Below are 18,551 nucleotides of genomic sequence, written 5' to 3' on the forward strand. Positions count from 1 at the left end.
ATGTTCTCGGGGGCATGGCCGGAATGCCAGCCCATAGTCTCGATTCATGCCACGCCGCCACGGGAACGAATTTTCGCCAGATTCCGCTGTCGCTGCGAGGCGGCGGTTCGCGGCCCGGTTGTCTGCGGATCCGACGTCGGAGCCGTTGTTGGAGTTGTTGGTTGCAGAGGATGAAGCCGGAGAGCGCGGAGCTGCAGAGCACGGAGATGCAGGGCCGACGGGTGGGGATGCTGGGGCGGAGTACCTGGATGGGGACGTGCCGGCGACCAGATTCCGGTGGCGGACTCCATGGAGGGCAGCCGTGCTGGTGGCCGTCATCGCAGCACTCGTTGTCGGCTGGAATCTTTGGCAGTCAGCCGTGGGTTCCTCAACTTCGGAGCCGCTAGGCAGTGCTGGGCCGGTAGATGAACAAGCAGGTACAGCCGGAGCTGGTCAATCACCGGGGACGCCCCAGCCCTCTGCATCGGCATCGGGAGCCGAGGGTAACGGCAGCGTCGTCGTCGTGCATGTTGCCGGGGCAGTCCACAAGCCGGGAGTCGTTTCCTTGCCCCAGGGCAGCAGGGTCTTCCAGGCTATCGAAGCCGCGGGCGGCGCCGCTGCGGATGCCGCGCCTGACGGGCTGAACCTTGCAGAGGTCCTCAGCGATGGCGTGAGGGTGTACGTGCCGACTGTAGGTGAGCCAGCGGCCATCTCAGTAGTTCCCTCGAGTAGCCAAGCCGGAGCCGGTGGTGCCGTCGGCACCACCGCTTCGGGAACAAGCGCAGGGGCGAAGATCAACATCAATACAGCCTCTGCCGAAGAGCTCGGAACCTTGCCCCGGGTAGGTCCGGTCATGGCCCAGCGCATTGTCGACTGGCGGAAAGAGCATGGTTCCTTCGCCTCCGTGGATGAACTCGACGCTATCGACGGAATAGGTCCCAAGCTCATGGAATCACTGCAGAAACTTGTGACGGTGAACGGTGGGTGAACCGGCTGCCGGGGGAGCGCCGCGAGGCCGTCGCTTGGACCTGAGGGCGGTGCCCTCCGTGATGATTGCGTGGATTACCGCTCTCGCCTGCGGTGCCCTGGAGACTTCGTGGTGCCTTGTTGTGGCGGCCACATTGGCTGCTGGTGGAGGACTGCTGCTGGCACTGGGATACCGACAGCGCAGGACGGCCCCGCGCGCCCGGACCATGACCGTGACGTTTGCCCTGGCGGGTGTTCTCGGGGCCGCCGTCGCGGTTCATTGTGCCGTGGCGGTAAGTAAGCGCGAAGTCGGTCCGCTCGCTCACGTAATCCAAGCAGGCGGGGGAGTGGTCATGGATCTCCTGATCACCGACAGTCCGCGTAAGGCCTCCTCATTCGGTCATGAGGCGCTCGGTCAGGCCGAGTCTGGCAATGCGGGGGAAGGACGGTGGACGGTATCGGCAGCACTGCTCGACGTGACCTCCAGCGGCACGGTGGTTCGGGGTTCAGCGGACATAGCAGTCCTGGGAGGAGAGGCTTGGCGGAACGTCCATCCGGGAGACCGGGTCCGCACTACGGGTGTGCTCAAAGACGTCAGAGAAGGACAATCACAGACCGCGGTCCTTTCGGTGTCGTCCGCACCTCTGATCACAGGTGCGAGGTTTGACATCCGTGGGCCCGCCGGTCTGCTCCGCGAATCCTTCCTGAATGCTGCCCGCTGGTTGCCCGGGGATGCTGCCGGCCTGTTGCCCGGAATGGTGATAGGAGACACCAGCGGCTTGCCGGAGTCACTCAAGACGGACATGAAGACGACGGGCATGACGCACCTGACGGCGGTTAGTGGCGCTAACTGCAGCCTGGTCCTCGGCGGATTTGTCCTGATGGCCCGGTGTTTGCGGTTGTCCAGACCGGTGGCGGCCATTCTGGCCTCGTGTGGTTTGGTGGCTTTCGTGGTCATGGTGGGGCCTGATCCGAGCGTCATGCGTGCCGCCCTCATGGGAGGAGTGGGACTGGCTTCCTTGGTTGGAGGATGGCGCGGGAGGTCCCTCACATTCCTCTGCCTGTCCGCAACAATGCTTTTGCTCATGGATCCGCCCATGGCATCCAATATCGGCTTCCTGTTATCGGTCCTTGCCACGCTCGGCATCGTGTTGTTGGCCGTTCGCATTGCGGCATGGATTCCACCGCGGATACCACGCTGGTTGGCCGTCGGATTCGCGGTTCCATTGTCCGCGCAGTTGTTGTGCACTCCCGTTATCGTGGCACTCCAGCCACAGTTCACGCCCTACGCACTGCTTGCCAACATCATCGCTGGTCCGCTTGTGGCTCCCGTAACAGTCCTGGGGACCATTGCCGTCCCTGTCTCCGGAGTCGTCCCCGGGCTGGCGTGGCCGCTCATTGCCGGGGCAGGAACCGGCGCGGCACTCGTGGCAGCTACAGCGCGGTTCATGGCCGGATTGCCGGGCGCTGCCCTGCCTTGGGCTGAGGGCTTCACCGGCGTTGCCGCCATGGCTGTCTTTTCCGGGCTCACCCTTGTCGTCGTGTGGGTGCTGCTTCACCCAAGGACGGTGATGGTGCATGCCGGGGACCTCCATTGTCGCATCACAGCATGGTTGGAACGGCACACCGAGCCACGCAATGTCCGTTCAGGCAGAGCGGCCAGGGGTGGGCTTGCCGCGTCGAAGGTACAAGACGACGAAAAACCCAACAGCCAGGCCGGCGGAGATCGTGCCGCAGAGGACTGTTCCCGCTCCTTGAGCAGGCCAGGCGAGCCACCCTAACGTGAAAAAGTACTCCACGCCGTAGATGAGGCCGAGGAGCAGCACCGTCAGGTTGATGTTCCACGCGTAGTCATAAAAAAGCATCAGGAAGCGGGTCCAGGCCGTTTGTCGTAGTGGAACCATCGACAATGCCGTGCTGCCTGCCGCAGGGCCGATCGAAGCGCCCGGTGCAGACTGGGAGGTGAAGGACAACCGCTCTGACCGATATGCCGGACGCAGTGAACGAACGAAATAGGTGAGCGACAGGAAGCAGAGAGCTAGGGTTCCGAACACCAGTGCCAACGTGGCATATCCCAGAATCGCAGCTACCAACGGCACCGCGATGAGCGCGCCCATCGTCTCGCCCACTGAGGAGAGGGTGTTCTTGATCATGGGCCCGGTGCCGAGCGGCAGAGCACCCTCGAAATCAGAGACCACCAGAACGGGGATCAGCAGAACCGTAACGTAAAACGACACTGCCGCCAGCGCTGCGTACACCATTGCCATCCCGAGGTATCCGAAAGGGCGTAGGGCGAGCTGTACGTTGGAAGGTGCCGAGGATCGGACGCGCGCCTTGCGCCGGAGCCGCACTTGTTCAGTCCTTCGATCTGCTTCCTTCTTCGCTACCCTGTCAGGGCGGCGGAAGCTCTCCGTTTTTTGATCCATTTCGTGCTCTCCCCGGTTACACCAACGCTGGTCAGTCTAACCAGAAAATCCATTCGAGAGCGTAATTCCCGCAGACCGTCGCGGCGCTGGCATGACAGACTTAGGGGTGGCAATAAATCGTCCGGAAGGAATCCCTGTGGCTGCAGGCCAAAATGCGCGGGCAAAGAGTGGCGCGGCGAATATCGTCAGCTGGCGGGACGCGGCACCAGCTCTGGTGGTCCTGGTCTCGGGGCCGGAGGAGTATCTCGGAATCCGGGCTATGGACCACATACGCACCACCGTTCGAGCGTCCGCACCGGACGTGGAGTTGACCCGGCTGGAAGCGGGGTCCTATGAGGCTGGATCCTTGGCCATGACCGTGGCCCCTTCCCTGTTCGGGGAAGCGAAGCTCATTGAAGTTTCCGGTCTCGAAGCCATGAACGATGCCTTCTTGTCGGATGCGTTGGCATACCTTGCCCACCCCGAGGAAGATGTGGTGCTGGTTCTGCGCCACTCCGGCGGGACGCGTGGCAAGAAGCTCCTTGACTCCGTCAAATCGGCCGGATGGCCGGTCGTCGAATGCCAACCACTGAAGAAGGACGTGGACAAGTCCGCGTTCGTCGTGTCGGAGTTCAGGGCAGGTGGACGGCGAATCGACGGCGAGGCGGTGCAGGCACTGGTGAACGCGGTGGGAGCCAACCTTTCGGAACTGGCAGCGGCATGCAGCCAATTGATTGCCGACGCAACCACCACCGTTGATGCCTCTACAGTGGAGCGCTACTACGGAGGTCGTGTAGAGGCGACGGCGTTCAAAGTTGCCGATGCTGCCATGGGCGGAAACGGGCCCTTGGCGCTATCTACCCTGAGGCATGCCCTGTCCACTGGCGTGGATCCCGTTCCCTTGGTGGCTGCGTTGGCTGCGAAGCTGCGGACGCTGGCTAAGGTTGCCGGTGCCAACGGCTCGTCTGCATCAATCGCCAAGAACTTGGGCATGCAGCCTTGGCTCGTCGAACAGGCACAACGTGACGTCCGCCGTTGGACGCCGGAGGGGCTCATTCGCTCCATCCAGGTGGTGGCCGAAGCCGATGCACAGGTCAAGGGCCTTTCGCGGGATCCTGTGTTCGCCGTTGAACATGCGGTAACCGTGATCGCGTCGTCGGCCAGTCGGCGCTGACCCCTGGCGCGCCGGCGGATGGGAACGCACCTGTAGCGACGCCGTGCGGGTTAAACCCAAAGGCCGGCACCCAACGGGCGCCGGCCTTTTGATCAGCTCAGTCGAACTGGAAAACCTTAGAGTGCGTTGACCTTTTTGGAGATCGCAGACTTGCGGTTTGCAGCGTTGTTCTTGTGAATAACGCCCTTGCTGACAGCCTTGTCCAGCTTGCGGCTGGCAGCAGCAAGTGCAGTTCCAGCGGCATCCTTGTCTGAGGACTCAACGGCCGTGTTGACGGCGCGGATGGCCGTCTTCAGTTCGGACTTGACGGCGTTGTTACGCAGGCGAGCCTTCTCGTTGGTGAGGATGCGCTTCTTCTGGGACTTGATATTAGCCACGTATGAACTCTCTTTTTAATGCGGAAATGGTCTAGAGGGTTATCAGGTTGGCCATCGACTGAGCGGCGTGGGGATGCCTATGGCAGCCAACCATGCATGGCCGTCGACCTGCACGGACACACAGCTATAAAGGATAGCAGAAAGTTAGCCTTTACCCGATTCCGCTTCAGCTCCACCCGTGCCGTGTGCGTAAGACGGCGGCGACTTGCCGGAATCGGGCCTTTTCCAGGACGGCACCTTCACGACGAACTCTGCCAGGATCCAGCCGGATGATCCGGTCGACTTTGACTTCACTGGGACGCCGCTGCGGATCCCACGTACCCGCCCCGATGTCCATGTAATCCTCCGATGCGGGTCCGCCGTCGTGATCCTTGCTCGTCAGCATGAGCCCCAGCAACCAATCCCCGTCCCTGCCGATCAGAAGCACCGGACGGTCCTTACCCCTGGAATCGTCCTCTTCATAGGGGACCCAACTCCAGACGATCTCCCCAGGGTCCGGCCTGCCGTCAGGTCGGGGAGAATAGCTGACTTTGGCAGACCCGCGGAAGTCGCCCGGATATGCGCCGGGACCGGAGCCCGCAATAGGCCCGATGGCGGCTGGCTGGCGTTGCGCCCGGGGCGGACGTGTCGGGGTGGAACCTTTCGTGGTGCCAGCCCCCAGCGACTTGATGGAACGCAGAATGAAGTGGCCCAGCGGCCGCAGGTCAAAAGCCATGACACAACGCTACAACTCAGTACGGAGCCATGCCCGAAGGCGAAGTCGGGGCAATGTACGGCGAACCCCCGGTTCGTGGGAGACTAGAGGATCAGATGCGCGGCGTGTCCCGGCTGGCCTATGCCACGTCGGCCAGTTTGCCGTGCGAGCGTCGACAGTAAGGACCCTGCGTGTCTCCCATGGCCCGCACCGCACCGGTGCCCGCCGCGACAGATCCGGCCATCATCCGGAACTTCTGCATCATTGCCCACATCGACCACGGTAAGTCCACCTTGGCCGACCGCATGCTGCAGTACACCGGCGTCGTCCAACAACGCGACATGAAGGCCCAGTATCTGGACCGTATGGATATCGAGCGTGAGCGCGGCATCACCATCAAGTCCCAGGCTGTACGCATGCCTTGGGAACTTGATGGCACCAGCTACGCCCTGAACATGATCGATACCCCCGGCCACGTGGATTTTACCTACGAGGTCTCCCGCTCCCTGGCGGCGTGTGAAGGCGCCGTGCTGCTGGTTGATGCGGCGCAGGGCATTGAGGCCCAGACGCTGGCCAACCTGTACCTGGCGATGGAAAACAACCTCACCATCATCCCGGTGCTGAACAAGATCGACCTCCCGGCCGCCCAGCCCGAAAAGTACGCGGCGGAGCTGGCCAACCTTATTGGCGGGGATCCTGAGGATGTTCTCAAGGTTTCAGGCAAGACAGGCGTAGGTGTGGAGGCGCTGCTGGATAAAATTGTCCGTGACCTTCCGGGCCCCGTAGGCGATCCTGACGCTCCGGCCCGTGCCATGATCTTTGATTCGGTTTACGACACATACCGCGGCGTCATCACCTACGTTCGTGTGGTGGACGGCATGCTGCATCCCCGTGAACGCATCCAGATGATGTCCACAAGGGCTACTCACGAGCTCCTGGAAATCGGTGTCAGCTCCCCTGAGCCCACACCTTCCAAAGGCCTCGGCGTGGGGGAGGTCGGATACCTGATCACCGGCGTTAAGGACGTCCGCCAGTCCAAGGTGGGCGATACCGTCACCAACCTCGCTAAGCCCGCGTCGGAGTCCCTGAGCGGTTACGCAGACGCCAAGCCGATGGTCTTTTCCGGTCTTTACCCCTTGGACGGCACGGACTACCCGGTACTGCGTGACGCGCTGGAAAAACTGATGCTTAATGACGCCGCCCTTGTCTACGAGCCTGAGACGTCCGCTGCGCTGGGTTTCGGATTCCGCGTTGGATTCCTGGGCCTGCTGCACCTCGAGATCACTCGTGATCGACTGGAACGTGAGTACAACCTTGATCTCATCTCCACCGCTCCCAACGTGGAGTATGAGGTAACGCTCGAGGACAAGAAGGTCATCCACGTCACCAACCCCAGCGAGTACCCCACGGGTAAGATCTCCGAGGTCCGTGAGCCCATGGTGTCCGCGACCATCCTTGCGCCCAACGAGTTCGTCGGTTCCATCATGGAGTTGTGCCAGAGCCGCCGTGGCCAAATGAAGGGCATGGACTACCTGTCCGAGGACCGCGTGGAGCTCCGATACTGGATCCCGCTGGCGGAAATCGTGTTCGACTTCTTTGATCTCCTGAAGTCAAAGACGCGTGGTTACGCGTCCCTGGACTGGAAGGCCGACGGCGAACAGGTAGCTGACCTCGTGAAGGTGGACATCCTCCTGCAGGGTGAACAGGTGGATGCGTTTAGCGCTATCACCCACCGGGACAAGGCCTACGCCTACGGTGTGATGATGACGGGCAAGCTCCGCGAGCTCATACCGCGTCAGCAATTCGAGGTGCCCATCCAGGCCGCCATCGGATCGCGCATCATCGCCCGTGAAAGCATCAGGGCCATCCGCAAAGACGTTCTTGCCAAGTGCTACGGCGGCGACATCACCCGAAAGCGCAAACTGCTGGAAAAGCAGAAGGAAGGCAAGAAGCGCATGAAGATGGTGGGCCGCGTGGAAGTACCGCAGGAGGCCTTCATCGCAGCACTCACCACGGACGAATCCAAGGACAAGGCCAAGAAGTAGATGCCCAGCGTCCTCCCTTTGGGCGACCCGGCACCTGCGGACGGCATTTTGCCCCCGCAGGTGCTGTCCGGCGTCGAGCATCGCAAGTTCGGGCTCTACGTGCACATCCCGTTTTGCGCAGTCCGCTGTGGTTATTGCGACTTCAATACCTACACGGCTACCGAGCTCGGTGGTGGCGCTTCCCAGGACGCGTATGCTGAGACCGCCATCTCCGAGTTGCAGTTCGCCGGCACCGCACTGGACGCTTCGGGCCTTCCCCGCCGTCCCCTGAGCACGGTGTTCTTCGGCGGCGGAACTCCCACGCTGCTTCCGGCCGAAGACCTCGCCCGCATCCTCGGTGCCGCCGTCGAAAAGTGGGGCTTGGAGCCGGATGCTGAGGTGACCACCGAGGCCAACCCCGATTCCGTGACGCAGGAATCGTTGAAGGTACTGGCTGACGCCGGTTTCACGCGCGTCTCCTTTGGCATGCAATCAGCCGTTCCCCACGTCCTGAAAGTTCTGGACCGTACACACACTCCCAGCCGCGTTCCGCTCGTGGTGCAGTGGGCGCGCGAGGCCGGTTTGTCCGTCAGCCTGGACCTCATCTACGGTACGCCGGGGGAGTCCATGGCCGATTGGCAACTGTCGCTGGAAACGGCACTTTCCTACGCGCCGGACCACATCAGCGCCTATGCGCTGATCGTGGAGGACGGCACCAAGCTCGCCGCCCAGATCCGCCGCGGCGAGGTGCCCGGAATTGACGACGACGATCACGCCGCCAAATACGAACTCGCCGATAAATTGATCTCCGAGTCCGGGTTGAGCTGGTACGAAGTCAGCAACTGGTCCCGAACACCGGAGCAGGCATGCCGGCATAACCTCGCCTACTGGCGCGGAGACGATTGGTGGGGCATTGGCCCCGGGGCCCACTCCCACATGGGCGGCGTTCGCTGGTGGAACGTCAAGCACCCCACGGCATACGCCTCACGGCTGGCTTCGGGAAGTTCGCCTGCCGCCGGGCGTGAGACATTGGACTCCGCTACCCGCGAGGTGGAGCGAATCATGCTCGAGGCGCGGTTGGGGACCGGATTGCTCGTTAACGCCCTGGATGCCGTGGGACGCCATGCGATGGCGGGCCTAATCGCGGACGGACTAGTGGACCCGGTGGCCGCTTTCAAGGGCCGCTTGGTGCTCACCTTGAAGGGCAGGCTGTTGGCCGACGCCGTGGTGCGCCGGATTCTTCCCGACTAGCTGCCTCGCTGCGGAACTACTTGATCCAGCGCAGGTTCAGCTTGTATCGATGCGGTTGACCGTGGTTTACCCGGATCCCGGCCGATACGGAGAAGCACGTCAGCGCAACCCAAATGGCGGTGGCGATGATGGCAAAAACGTTGCCCACCACAGGCAAGAGGACCAGGATGTTTGCCAGTACAGCGGCGATCGTGGGAGGTAGCGTGAAGTTCAGCGCCTCCCTCGATTCCTGGGCGGTGAACGGCCCGCGATCGCGGAAAATCAGGTAGATCAGCAGGGATGGCAAGCACCCGAGGATCCCTCCGAAGTGCGCCAAAGTGGCCCACTGCCGGTCCTCGCCGGCAGTCAGCGGAAGTGCGTTGGCAGGCGCGCCATGGTACTGGGGCTGGCCTGCGGCTCTGCCTGGTTCGTCAGGAGCGTTCTCTGCCACGGTGTCTTCCCTTTGCTTTACGATGCTGCGGTGTTGCTGTCCCAGAATACTTGGTCCTGTGCCCGTCCCAAGACCAACGCCGTGTCACTGCGCTGTCAGGAAGTCGATCACTTCTTCCACCCTGCCCAATAACGACGCTTCCAGATCAGCGTAGCTGCGGACTGCGCCCAAAAGCCGTTGCCATCCCAAGCCGACGTCCTCGGCAGTTTCGTGGGGCCAACCGAAGGCACGCAGGATCCCGGTCTTCCAATCCAGCCCCCGAGGGACCGCGGGCCACTGCTCAATGCCCAGCACCTTCGGCCTGATGGCCTGCCAGACGTCCACGTAGGGGTGGCCCACGATCAACACGTTGCCTGCGGCGCCCGGCACCGTCATCGCTTCCGCGGCAATGCGCGACTCTTTGGAACCGGACACAAGGTGGTCCACCAGAATGCCAAGTCGGCGTGTGGGACCGGGAGAGAAAGCGGCAATGGCTGATTTGAGGTCGTCCACCCCGTGCAAGGGTTCAACCACAATGCCCTCGACGCGGAGATCGTCTCCCCAGACTTTCTCTACCAGTTCGGCGTCGTGCTTGCCCTCAACCCAGATCCGGCTGGACATCGCTACCCGGGCGCGCTGGCCTTGGACCTTGACCGAGCCGGAGGCGGTGCGGCCGGTGGATGCGCCTGAAGCAGGACGGGGGACAGGGGGCAGGAGCCGGATCGCTTGGCCCTCCAGGAGGAAGCCAAATCCAAGCTGGAACGACTTCGTCTTTCCACGCCGGTCCTCCAACGACACGATGTGCATGCCGCCGGACTTCTCCACCCGTGTCACTTCGCCGACCCATCCGGACTGCACGTCTTCAAGGACCATGCCACGCTGGACGGGTACCTCGGGAAGTTGGCGTTTGGCGGGGGCCGCCAGGTCCTGGGGGCCCCAATGGTCGAAAGCCAAGGTCTTCTTACCTCTTCGCGCTCGAATCAGACCGGTTTGCTGCCGGCCCCGCGCGCTTGAATCTCCGCGGGCGGTTTCAATGCTAGCAACGCGTTGGCTCATACTAGACTTGTTAGCACTTGGGCATGTTGAGTGCTAACCCATGAGATGTCAGGAGGTGGAGCAATGAGTGAGCCGCGCAAATTGGAAGTGCTGCGCGCAATCGTTGAGGATTACGTTCATTCAAGGGAGCCTGTAGGATCCAAGGCCCTGGTTGAACGCCACCACCTCGGCGTTTCAAGTGCCACCATCCGCAACGACATGGCTGTCCTCGAAGAGGAGGGCCTCATTGCTGCACCACACACCAGCGCGGGGCGTATCCCTACGGACAAGGGCTACAGGCTGTTCGTGGACCGCATCTCGCAGGTTAAGCCGCTTTCTGCGGCTGAGCGCCGTGCCATCCATTCGCTGCTTGAGGGCCCCGACGACGTCGATGACATCCTCGAACGTACCGTGCGGCTCCTGTCCCAGCTCACCAACCAAGTCGCCGTCGTGCAGTACCCGCACTCAAGGAGAGCGGTGGTACGCCACGTCGAATTCGTGCTGCTGGCGCCCCAGCAGGTGCTAGTGGTCCTGATTGCCGATACCGGAAGCGTCGGGCAGAAGGTCATCGATGTAGGGTTCGACGTCGGCAATGAGGCGCTGATGATGTTGCGGTCCAGATTCCTCGGCAGTATCTCAGGCACCCAGGTGGATCTCTTGCCCCAAGTCCTTCCTTCCGTCGTGGCGCTTTGCCCCCCTGAACTCCGTGGGGTGGCGCAAACCCTGGCACATGGCCTCCAGGTGCTCAGTGGCAATAGCCGTGAAGAGCGCATCCTGATGGCCGGCACCGCAAACCTGGCGCGTTCCAACGTGGACTTCCCTTTGAGCATTGGTCCGGTGCTGGAGGCCCTTGAGGAACAAGTTGTCATGCTCCGGTTGTTATCGGATATGGGTGATGACCCCCGGGGAGTAACTGTCAGTATCGGGAGGGAAAATCCCTATGACGGTTTGGCCGAGGCGTCCGTGGTGGCAACTGGCTATGGATCCGGTGCCAAGGTGGGCATTTTGGGACCGACCCGGATGGATTACCCAACAACCATGGCCGCCGTGCGAGCGGTGGCCCGCTACCTTTCCCGCATTCTCGGCGACTAAGACGCCGTCCATCATCGGAATACCTGCAGTAACAACAAGGAAGAGACACAGACTTTGAGCAGCCACTATGACGTTTTGGGAGTCTCGCCGGAAGCCACCGGGGAAGAGATCAAAAAGGCGTACCGCAAGTTGGCGCGGAAGCTCCACCCGGACGTAAATCCCGGGGAGGATGTCGCTGAGCAGTTCAAGGCCGTGACGCATGCTTATGAAGTTCTGTCGGACCCGCAGAAGCGCCGTGTCTACGATGCAACCGGTAACGAGAACGGCACTGACAATGGCTCCGGCGCATATTCCGGCCAAGGGTTTGCCTTCCAAGACATCTTCGACACCTTCTTCGGGGGAGGCGGCGGACACGGTCACGGTGGTCCTGCTTCGCGTGTCCGGCGCGGCCAAGATGCCCTCATCAGTGTGCGTATCGATCTCAAGGATGCCGTCTTCGGCGTCAACAAGAAGCTTGAGGTGGACACAGCCGTGGTTTGTCCCACCTGTGACGGCAGCTGCTGCCGTCCGGGAACCCAGCCGGAGCGCTGTGACATCTGTGGTGGCAGCGGCCAGGTCCAGCGGGCCGTCAGGTCAATCCTGGGCCAGGTCCTGACCACCGCGCCCTGTGGGTCATGCGAGGGATTCGGTACGGTCATCAAGGATCCTTGCAACGAATGCAGTGGGCAAGGCCGGATTCGCAGCCGCCGCTCCCTGACCATCAAAGTTCCGGCAGGCGTTGCCACGGGTACCCGGATTCAGCTGTCCGGACAGGGCGAAGCCGGCCCCGCCGGCGGCCCTGCTGGTGACCTCTACGTGGAAATCCGCGTCAACAACGACTCGGTCTTCGTGCGGGAAGGCGATGACCTCCACGCGACGCTCAGCGTCCCGATGACAGCAGCCGCCCTGGGGACTGAGGTGCAGTTGGAAACCTTCGACGGCGAGCAGGACATCGATGTCAAGGCGGGCACGCAGTCCGGGGAGATCATCACCCTCCGGGGCCTCGGTGTAACCCATCTCCGTGGCTACGGCCGTGGCGACCTCAAGGTGCACCTCCATGTGGAGACACCCACCAAACTCGACCCCGCCCAGGAGGACCTGCTCCAGCAGCTGGCCAAGCTTCGTGGTGAGCAATTCACCGAAGGCAAGCTGGTGGCCAGCGGCGGCATGTTCGCTAAGCTTCGGGACAAACTCGGTAACCTTTAGCGGTGAGTAATCCCGTTTTCTTCGCAGAGGCCGGCAGCCTTGACACCGTCACACCGGGCGCGAGGTTCGTCCTTGAGGGGCCAGAAGCCCGGCACGCCGTCACCGTCAAGCGAATCGGTATCGGTGAGTCTGTTGATATATCCGACGGCGCGGGGTTCCGGTTGACGGGAACGGTGGCCGAAGCGGGAGCCGGGACACTGACGGTCACAGCGTCGGGTGTGGAATTCGAGGATCGGCCGGCCGTTCGGCTGGTGTTGGTTCAGGCTTTGGCCAAGGGCGACCGTGACGAGCTTGCCATCGAGACGGCAACGGAACTTGGGATCGACGCCGTCGTGCCCTGGCAAGCGGAACGCTCCATCGTGAGGTGGAAGGGTGATCGCGCGAGGAAGGCCCATGCGAAGTGGCAGTCCGTGGTCACGGCCGCAGCAAAGCAGGCACGCAGGGCGTGGATCCCCGAGGTGCGCCCCATTGTGGAATCTGGCGGGTTGGCCCCGCTGGTTGCAGCAGCCGATTTGGCCATCATCCTGCATGAAGACGCCAAGAATTCGTTGCGGGGAGTTCTTGAGGCTGCTGCGGGACTTGAGTTGACGGCATCGGCGCCTGCACGCGAGGTTCTGCTGATCGTCGGCCCCGAGGGCGGAATTTCCCCTCGCGAGGTCACGCGCCTCAGTGACGCCGGGGCAGTGACCGCGCTCTTGGGTCATCACGTGTTGCGGTCCTCAACGGCCGGTCCGGCCGCCGTCGTCCTGGCAAGCGATATTCTCGGGCGATGGTAGTTGGGTGACAAGCTCTATCCGACAGTGAAAAGCTTGGTGTCCGTGCTCGTTTCGATCGTCGCGCCGGAGCCGTCCACCCGAGACACGCGGACCTCGTACTTGCCTCTCTTCAGGGTGGCGCTGAAGGTGAAAAGTCCATACTGTCCGGCGTCCCCGTTGGCTTTGGTTTGCCCGGTTAGCAGGCTCGTCTTGTCCGACGTTCCGTTGTCTTGGAGCAGCTGCCAGGTGATCGGCTTGGAACTGTCCGTGCTCCGACCATTGAACTTGACCAGGCCTGCAGGAACGGTCGTGTCTTCCTGGGGATCAATAATCCACAGCGGCGCCACCACGGCGGGGTCCCTATCCATCGGGTCTCCGAGTTTCACCTGACCGAATGCCATGTAGTCCTTGTGCCCGTCCACAAGGATGACCACTTGGATCTGTTGGCCGGAGTTGATGAGCCCCGATGAGGAAGCAGCCGCCGTCGCTGTATAAACCAGTTGCTGGACGGCACGCTGGGCCATTCCGGGATCGAGGTTCGAGTTGAACGCGTCCTTGGACAGATCCACCGTGATGACGTTCTTGCCGGAGATGGATGTTGCCAGGTTCGCCGGGCTCTGCCATGGCGTGAACAGGTCATGGTCCAACGGCTTTTGGGACATCATGATGCGCAGCGCGCTGGTTACCGGGTTCCCGTCTCCCGGGAGATCCCGAAATTCGCGGTAGAGGTAGACCTCGTCCTTGCTGCGCCCGATCCAATACACCGGGATCTTGGTTGACGCTTGGGTGGTCTCCAACGGCGCGTTGCTTGCCGGAGCATCTTGGACGGACACCGTGGGAGAGCTCGGCACGGACTGGCTGGTTCCGCTGTTGGCGATACAGCCGGTGAGCAGGAAGACAGCAAGCATCGCAGCAACGGCCATGGCGGTTTTCCGCTTCCGTGCGTTGGATACGTGGCTTGCTGGCAGTGTGATGGAGCGTCCTGTCTCAAGTGTGGTCCGTGGCATTGGACTGGTGCACGGCGGCGTTCTCCGCCGGACCAGTTCTGCCGGTGCTTAGTTACCCCCTATGCCAGCTTTGCATACAGCCGACGGCGGTCCGTTGCGAATAGCGTGAAGCGCGCTAACTGAAACGTGATTGATACCAGCCCGATGCGGAGTTGAGACCAACGCCGACATCGAGTCAGGCTGGCGTAGGATTGAAGTGGTTCGAGGACGCTGGTGAAGCCACAACAAGCGCCGCTGGAATCGATGAATTGCCTAGACAACCAGAGGAGAACAGGCTTAGCAGCCAGCACCATGAGTGAATCTTTGAATGGGAGGCCGAGGACCGGTATCGGTAACCCGGCTCCGACTGAGTTCCCGCACACCTTACCGGGCACGCGCACGGAAATCGTCACGTTCGACAACTCCGACCAAATGGTTCACTCGCTAGGCAGCCATGACGAGGCCTTGCGGTACATCGAGGAACAATTCCCGGACGTCAACTTCCACGCACGCGGTAACGAGTTGTCCATGACCGGTCCTTCGATCGTCATACCTCGGATCATGCGCCTGCTTGAGGAAGTTCGCGGGCTCGTTGCCAAGGGGACTCTGGTTACCCCGGACGTTTTGCAGCAGTTGGTTTCCCTGTTGCGGACCCAGTCCGTCCAGAATCCAGCGGACGTCCTGACGCACAACATTCTTTCCAGCCGGGGTAAGACCATCCGCCCCAAGACGCTGAACCAAAAGAACTACGTTGACGCGATTGATGACAACACGGTGATTTTCGGTATCGGCCCCGCCGGAACGGGCAAGACATATTTGGCCATGGCCAAGGCCGTACAAGCTCTTCAGCTGAAGGAAGTCAGCCGCATCATCTTGACCAGGCCCGCTGTGGAAGCCGGAGAGCGCCTTGGGTTCCTGCCGGGAACGCTGAGTGACAAGATCGATCCTTACCTTCGGCCTCTGTACGATGCCCTCCACGACATGATGGATCCGGAATCGATTCCCCGGTTGATGGCTGCCGGCACCATAGAGGTCGCCCCGCTGGCGTACATGCGCGGCCGTACCCTCAATGATGCGTTCATCATCCTTGACGAGGCCCAGAACACAACCCCGGAGCAGATGAAGATGTTCCTCACCCGTCTGGGCTTCGGCTCAAAGATGGTGGTTACAGGGGACGTTACCCAGATCGACCTCCCGTTTGGAGCCACATCGGGGCTGCGGATTGTCCGCGAGATCCTTGACGGCATCGATGACGTGAACTTTTCAATCCTCGACGCTGCGGATGTCGTCAGGCACCGCCTCGTGGCGGACATCGTTTCTGCCTACAGCTCATGGGATGACGCTCATCGCACGGAAAATCTTGCTGGTGCACAGCACAAACGGGGAGACCGCCGATGAGTATCGAAGTCAATAACGAGTCCGGCGTGGACGTCGATGAGGCCCAACTGGTGACACTGTCACGCTTCATCTTTGAGCGGCTCTACATCCACCCGCAGGCGGAGCTGTCCATCCTCCTGGTTGATGAAGCCGCCATGGAGAAGCTCCATATGGAACTGATGGACGAGCCCGGGCCCACGGATGTCCTCTCCGTACCCATGGATGAGTTGTCGCCGGGCACTCCGGATAGGCCGACCCCGCAGGGAATGCTGGGGGACATAGCGATCTGTCCGCAAGTGGCCGAAGTCCAGGCTCGAAACGCGGGCCATCCCACCCAGGACGAAATGCTGCTGCTGACGACGCACGGCATTCTACACCTGCTTGGTTTCGACCACGCCGAACCGAGGGAAAAAGAAGAGATGTTTGGCTTGCAGCGGGAACTGCTGTCTGAATTCCTGGGCAAGGATGCCCCCATGGAGACCATGCAGTGACGTGGGCCATCCTGGTTGGCATGGCGCTGGTTTTTCTCAGCTTCGTTGCTTTGCTGACCGCAGCCGAGGCTGCATTTAACTTCCTACCCAGGCACGAGGCCGAGCAGTCGCTCCACCGCGGGAAGGGGAGGGGCCTTGCGCTGGGAAGTATCCTGAAAAATCCGATTGCCCACATGCGTGCCCTCCGTTTTTGGCGGGTTTGGTTTGAAATGGCTGCCGCCGTCGCCGTTGCCTTGGTTTTGCTGGGCTTGCTGGACAACATCTGGCTTTCGGGATTGGTGGCCACCGTCGTCATGGCGGTTATCGGCTTCATGCTGGTGGGCGTCTCGCCCCGGCAGCTGGGACGGACGCATTCCGGGCCGGTGGTCAGGTTCACGGCGCCCTTGATCAGGTTCCTCTGCTGGATACTTGGACCCATCCCTGGATGGCTGGTTGCCCTGGGACAAGCGGTAGCCCCCGGAGCCCCCGCTGGGGACGACGCGTTTGTCAGCGAAGAAGAATTCCGTGAATTCGTCGATCGCGCCGCTGAATCGGACATGATCGAGGATAACGAAGCCGAACTCATTCATTCGGTCTTCGACTTCGGCGACACTTTGGTCCGTTCGGTTATGGTTCCACGCACCGACATTGTCAGCATCGGCACAGGCTCAAACCTCGATACGGCGATGGGCCTCTTCCTCCGTTCGGGCTACTCACGGATCCCGGTGATCGGCGAGAACACAGACCAGATCCGTGGCATTCTCTACCTCAAGGATGTGGCGGCTGCCATGTATCGTGTGGAAGCCGCCGTCGAACCCCGGTACGTCGACTCGATCGCGCGCGAGGTGCGTTACGTTCCGGAATCCAAGCCTGTCAGTGACCTGCTCAAGGAACTCCAACAGGAATCGACGCATGTGGCCATTGTCATTGACGAGTACGGCGGAACTGCCGGCTTGGTCACCCTCGAAGACCTCATCGAGGAAATCGTGGGTGAAATCGTGGATGAGTACGATTCCGCCGCTGAAGAGTGCGTCGACTTGGGAGATGGCACGTACCGGGTAAGCGCCCGCATGAGTATCGACGACCTCGGCGAGCTGTTCGACCTCGACCTCGACGACGACGAGGTGGACACCGTGGGCGGCCTGCTGGCCAAGGCGCTCGGCCAGGTCCCAATCGTAGGCAGCTCGGTCGATGTGAATGGTGTGTCCCTGAGGGCAGATAGGCTGGAGGGTCGCCGGAACAGGGTCAGCCACGTTATTGCGGCGGCCATGCCAAAGGAAGACACTGACTTTGAAGGCCTTCTCGACGAGGCCGATGCAACACAACAGGGAGAACCACGTGAGCAAGCAATATAAGAAATTCGACGCCGATGAGGACTTCGGCGGCTTCCACGCTGGTTTTTCCGTGCTCGTTGGCCGTCCAAACGCGGGGAAATCGACCCTGACCAACGCTTTGGTGGGCCAAAAGGTGGCCATCACCTCAGCAAAGCCGCAGACAACCCGGCACACCATTCGAGGCATTGTTCATCGTGACGATGCTCAGCTGATCCTGGTGGACACCCCGGGCCTCCACAGGCCCAGGACGCTCCTTGGCAAAAGGCTCAATGATTTGGTTGCGGATACCCTCGCTGAGGTCGACGCGATCGGGTTCTGTTTGCCGGCCAACGAAAAAATTGGTCCGGGCGACAAGTACATTGCGGCCCAGTTGGCTGCCGTCGGCCGTAAGCCAATTGTTGCCCTCGTGACGAAGACCGACTTGGTGGATCGCCAGGCATTGACGGAACAGTTGCTTGCGGTTGCCGCGCTGGGTCGGGAAGTCCTCGGTGAGCAGGGGTGGGCAGACATCGTTCCCGTCTCAGCTGCCGACGGCTTCCAGGTCAGCACTGTTGCCGACGTCCTGATCAGCCACATGCCGCCGTCGCCTCCTTTGTATCCGGACGGCGAGTTGACCGACGAGCCAGAGGCCGTCATGATCGCCGAACTCATTCGGGAGGCCGCCTTGGAAGGCGTGCGGGACGAGCTTCCCCACTCGTTGGCCGTGGTGGTGGATGAGATCGTTCCGCGCGAGGGCCGGGCCGAGGATAACCCCCTCTTGGATGTACGGGTCAATCTTTACGTCGAGCGGCCTTCCCAGAAAGCCATCATCATCGGCAAGGGAGGAAGCCGGCTGCGCGAAGTTGGTACCAATGCCCGTAAAGGTATTGAGACCTTGCTTGGTACCCGCATTTACCTCGACCTCCATGTCAAGGTAGCCAAAGATTGGCAACGGGATCCCAAGCAATTGGTCAAGTTGGGTTTCTAGGCAGCGATCTTGCCGCATTGTTGGCCCGGCGTGGCTTTGCGTGGATGGAGAACTTCCCGTTTTCTGCAACT

The 18,551-nt window shown here is 61.6% G+C and carries 17 protein-coding genes; 12 read left to right on the forward strand and 5 right to left on the reverse strand.

What is annotated here, in order from left to right:
* Nucleotides 1–46: 46 nt before the first annotated feature.
* The 3 genes from QRN04_RS02495 to holA all read left to right on the forward strand — a co-directional run bounded on the left by QRN04_RS02495 (nucleotide 47) and on the right by holA (nucleotide 4,524).
* A complete protein-coding gene (locus QRN04_RS02495) occupies nucleotides 47–967 on the forward strand; it encodes a ComEA family DNA-binding protein (RefSeq protein ID WP_284974575.1) in 921 nt (306 codons plus the stop codon).
* A complete protein-coding gene (locus tag QRN04_RS02500) occupies nucleotides 960–2,726 on the forward strand; it encodes a ComEC/Rec2 family competence protein (RefSeq protein ID WP_284974576.1) in 1,767 nt (588 codons plus the stop codon). The genes QRN04_RS02495 and QRN04_RS02500 overlap by 8 nt, the downstream gene beginning before the upstream one ends.
* 781 nt (nucleotides 2,727–3,507) lie before the next feature.
* A complete protein-coding gene (holA, locus tag QRN04_RS02505) occupies nucleotides 3,508–4,524 on the forward strand; it encodes a DNA polymerase III subunit delta (protein WP_284974577.1) in 1,017 nt (338 codons plus the stop codon).
* Between the two features lie 116 nt (nucleotides 4,525–4,640).
* Here holA and rpsT read toward each other — a convergent pair whose 3' ends face one another.
* Both rpsT and QRN04_RS02515 read right to left on the reverse strand, forming a co-directional pair.
* Nucleotides 4,641–4,901 carry a 30S ribosomal protein S20 gene (gene rpsT, locus QRN04_RS02510; protein ID WP_284974578.1) on the reverse strand — a complete coding sequence of 87 codons (261 nt, stop codon included), beginning with the start codon at nucleotides 4,899–4,901 and terminating at the stop codon, nucleotides 4,641–4,643.
* A gap of 166 nt (nucleotides 4,902–5,067) precedes the next feature.
* A complete protein-coding gene (locus tag QRN04_RS02515; RefSeq protein WP_284974579.1) occupies nucleotides 5,068–5,616 on the reverse strand; it encodes a type II toxin-antitoxin system PemK/MazF family toxin in 549 nt (182 codons plus the stop codon).
* 170 nt (nucleotides 5,617–5,786) lie between these two features.
* Here QRN04_RS02515 and lepA point away from each other — a divergent pair, with 170 nt between their 5' ends.
* Both lepA and hemW read left to right on the forward strand, forming a co-directional pair.
* Complete coding sequence (gene lepA / locus QRN04_RS02520) at nucleotides 5,787–7,640, forward strand: translation elongation factor 4 (protein WP_284974580.1); 1,854 nt, start codon at nucleotides 5,787–5,789, stop codon at nucleotides 7,638–7,640.
* Complete coding sequence (gene hemW, locus QRN04_RS02525; RefSeq protein ID WP_284974581.1) at nucleotides 7,641–8,870, forward strand: radical SAM family heme chaperone HemW; 1,230 nt, start codon at nucleotides 7,641–7,643, stop codon at nucleotides 8,868–8,870.
* A gap of 16 nt (nucleotides 8,871–8,886) precedes the next feature.
* Here the strand turns inward: hemW and QRN04_RS02530 are convergent, their stop codons facing one another.
* Both QRN04_RS02530 and QRN04_RS02535 read right to left on the reverse strand, forming a co-directional pair.
* On the reverse strand, nucleotides 8,887–9,300 hold the full coding sequence (locus QRN04_RS02530; protein ID WP_284974582.1) for a DUF4870 domain-containing protein: 414 nt from the start codon (nucleotides 9,298–9,300) through the stop codon (nucleotides 8,887–8,889).
* An 84-nt stretch (nucleotides 9,301–9,384) separates the two neighbouring features.
* Nucleotides 9,385–10,233, reverse strand: coding sequence for a DUF3097 domain-containing protein (locus QRN04_RS02535; protein ID WP_284974583.1), 849 nt, complete (start codon nucleotides 10,231–10,233; stop codon nucleotides 9,385–9,387).
* Nucleotides 10,234–10,398: 165 nt separating this feature from the next.
* Between QRN04_RS02535 and hrcA the strand changes: the two genes are divergently transcribed.
* The 3 genes from hrcA to QRN04_RS02550 are packed head-to-tail and all read left to right on the forward strand — an operon-like array spanning nucleotide 10,399 to nucleotide 13,367.
* A complete protein-coding gene (hrcA, locus tag QRN04_RS02540) occupies nucleotides 10,399–11,406 on the forward strand; it encodes a heat-inducible transcriptional repressor HrcA (RefSeq protein WP_284974584.1) in 1,008 nt (335 codons plus the stop codon).
* A gap of 54 nt (nucleotides 11,407–11,460) precedes the next feature.
* Entirely contained in the window at nucleotides 11,461–12,591 is a 1,131-nt protein-coding gene (gene dnaJ, locus QRN04_RS02545; protein WP_284974585.1) for a molecular chaperone DnaJ, read from the forward strand.
* A gap of 2 nt (nucleotides 12,592–12,593) precedes the next feature.
* Complete coding sequence (locus tag QRN04_RS02550) at nucleotides 12,594–13,367, forward strand: 16S rRNA (uracil(1498)-N(3))-methyltransferase (RefSeq protein WP_284974586.1); 774 nt, start codon at nucleotides 12,594–12,596, stop codon at nucleotides 13,365–13,367.
* A gap of 14 nt (nucleotides 13,368–13,381) precedes the next feature.
* Here QRN04_RS02550 and QRN04_RS02555 read toward each other — a convergent pair whose 3' ends face one another.
* On the reverse strand, nucleotides 13,382–14,254 hold the full coding sequence (locus tag QRN04_RS02555; protein ID WP_284974866.1) for a GerMN domain-containing protein: 873 nt from the start codon (nucleotides 14,252–14,254) through the stop codon (nucleotides 13,382–13,384).
* A 390-nt stretch (nucleotides 14,255–14,644) separates the two neighbouring features.
* On the opposite strand from QRN04_RS02555, the gene QRN04_RS02560 reads away from it, so the two are divergent.
* Genes QRN04_RS02560 through era form a run of 4 tightly spaced genes read left to right on the forward strand, consistent with a single transcriptional unit; the run spans nucleotide 14,645 to nucleotide 18,480 of the window.
* Nucleotides 14,645–15,730: a PhoH family protein gene (locus QRN04_RS02560; protein WP_284974587.1), complete on the forward strand. Its 1,086-nt coding sequence runs from the start codon at nucleotides 14,645–14,647 to the stop codon at nucleotides 15,728–15,730.
* Complete coding sequence (gene ybeY / locus QRN04_RS02565; RefSeq protein WP_284974588.1) at nucleotides 15,727–16,200, forward strand: rRNA maturation RNase YbeY; 474 nt, start codon at nucleotides 15,727–15,729, stop codon at nucleotides 16,198–16,200. Before QRN04_RS02560 ends, ybeY begins: the two co-directional genes overlap by 4 nt.
* Complete coding sequence (locus QRN04_RS02570; RefSeq protein WP_284974589.1) at nucleotides 16,197–17,534, forward strand: hemolysin family protein; 1,338 nt, start codon at nucleotides 16,197–16,199, stop codon at nucleotides 17,532–17,534. Before ybeY ends, QRN04_RS02570 begins: the two co-directional genes overlap by 4 nt.
* On the forward strand, nucleotides 17,494–18,480 hold the full coding sequence (gene era / locus QRN04_RS02575) for a GTPase Era (RefSeq protein ID WP_502868752.1): 987 nt from the start codon (nucleotides 17,494–17,496) through the stop codon (nucleotides 18,478–18,480). The genes QRN04_RS02570 and era overlap by 41 nt, the downstream gene beginning before the upstream one ends.
* The last annotated feature ends 71 nt before the right edge of the window (nucleotides 18,481–18,551 follow it).

The sequence above is a fragment of the Arthrobacter sp. efr-133-TYG-104 genome, from assembly GCF_030208915.1.
In the GTDB taxonomy this organism is placed as follows: Bacteria; Actinomycetota; Actinomycetes; order Actinomycetales; family Micrococcaceae; genus Arthrobacter.

Coding starts and splice junctions, on each gene's coding strand:
- QRN04_RS02495 (WP_284974575.1), top strand. CDS start 47: ATGCCACGCCGCCACGGGAACGAATTTTCGCCAGATTCCGCTGTCGCT.
- QRN04_RS02515 (WP_284974579.1), bottom strand. CDS start 5,616: ATGGCTTTTGACCTGCGGCCGCTGGGCCACTTCATTCTGCGTTCCATC.
- hemW (WP_284974581.1), top strand. CDS start 7,641: ATGCCCAGCGTCCTCCCTTTGGGCGACCCGGCACCTGCGGACGGCATT.
- hrcA (WP_284974584.1), top strand. CDS start 10,399: ATGAGTGAGCCGCGCAAATTGGAAGTGCTGCGCGCAATCGTTGAGGAT.
- QRN04_RS02555 (WP_284974866.1), bottom strand. CDS start 14,254: ATGCTTGCTGTCTTCCTGCTCACCGGCTGTATCGCCAACAGCGGAACC.
- QRN04_RS02560 (WP_284974587.1), top strand. CDS start 14,645: ATGAGTGAATCTTTGAATGGGAGGCCGAGGACCGGTATCGGTAACCCG.
- ybeY (WP_284974588.1), top strand. CDS start 15,727: ATGAGTATCGAAGTCAATAACGAGTCCGGCGTGGACGTCGATGAGGCC.
- era (WP_502868752.1), top strand. CDS start 17,494: ATGCAACACAACAGGGAGAACCACGTGAGCAAGCAATATAAGAAATTC.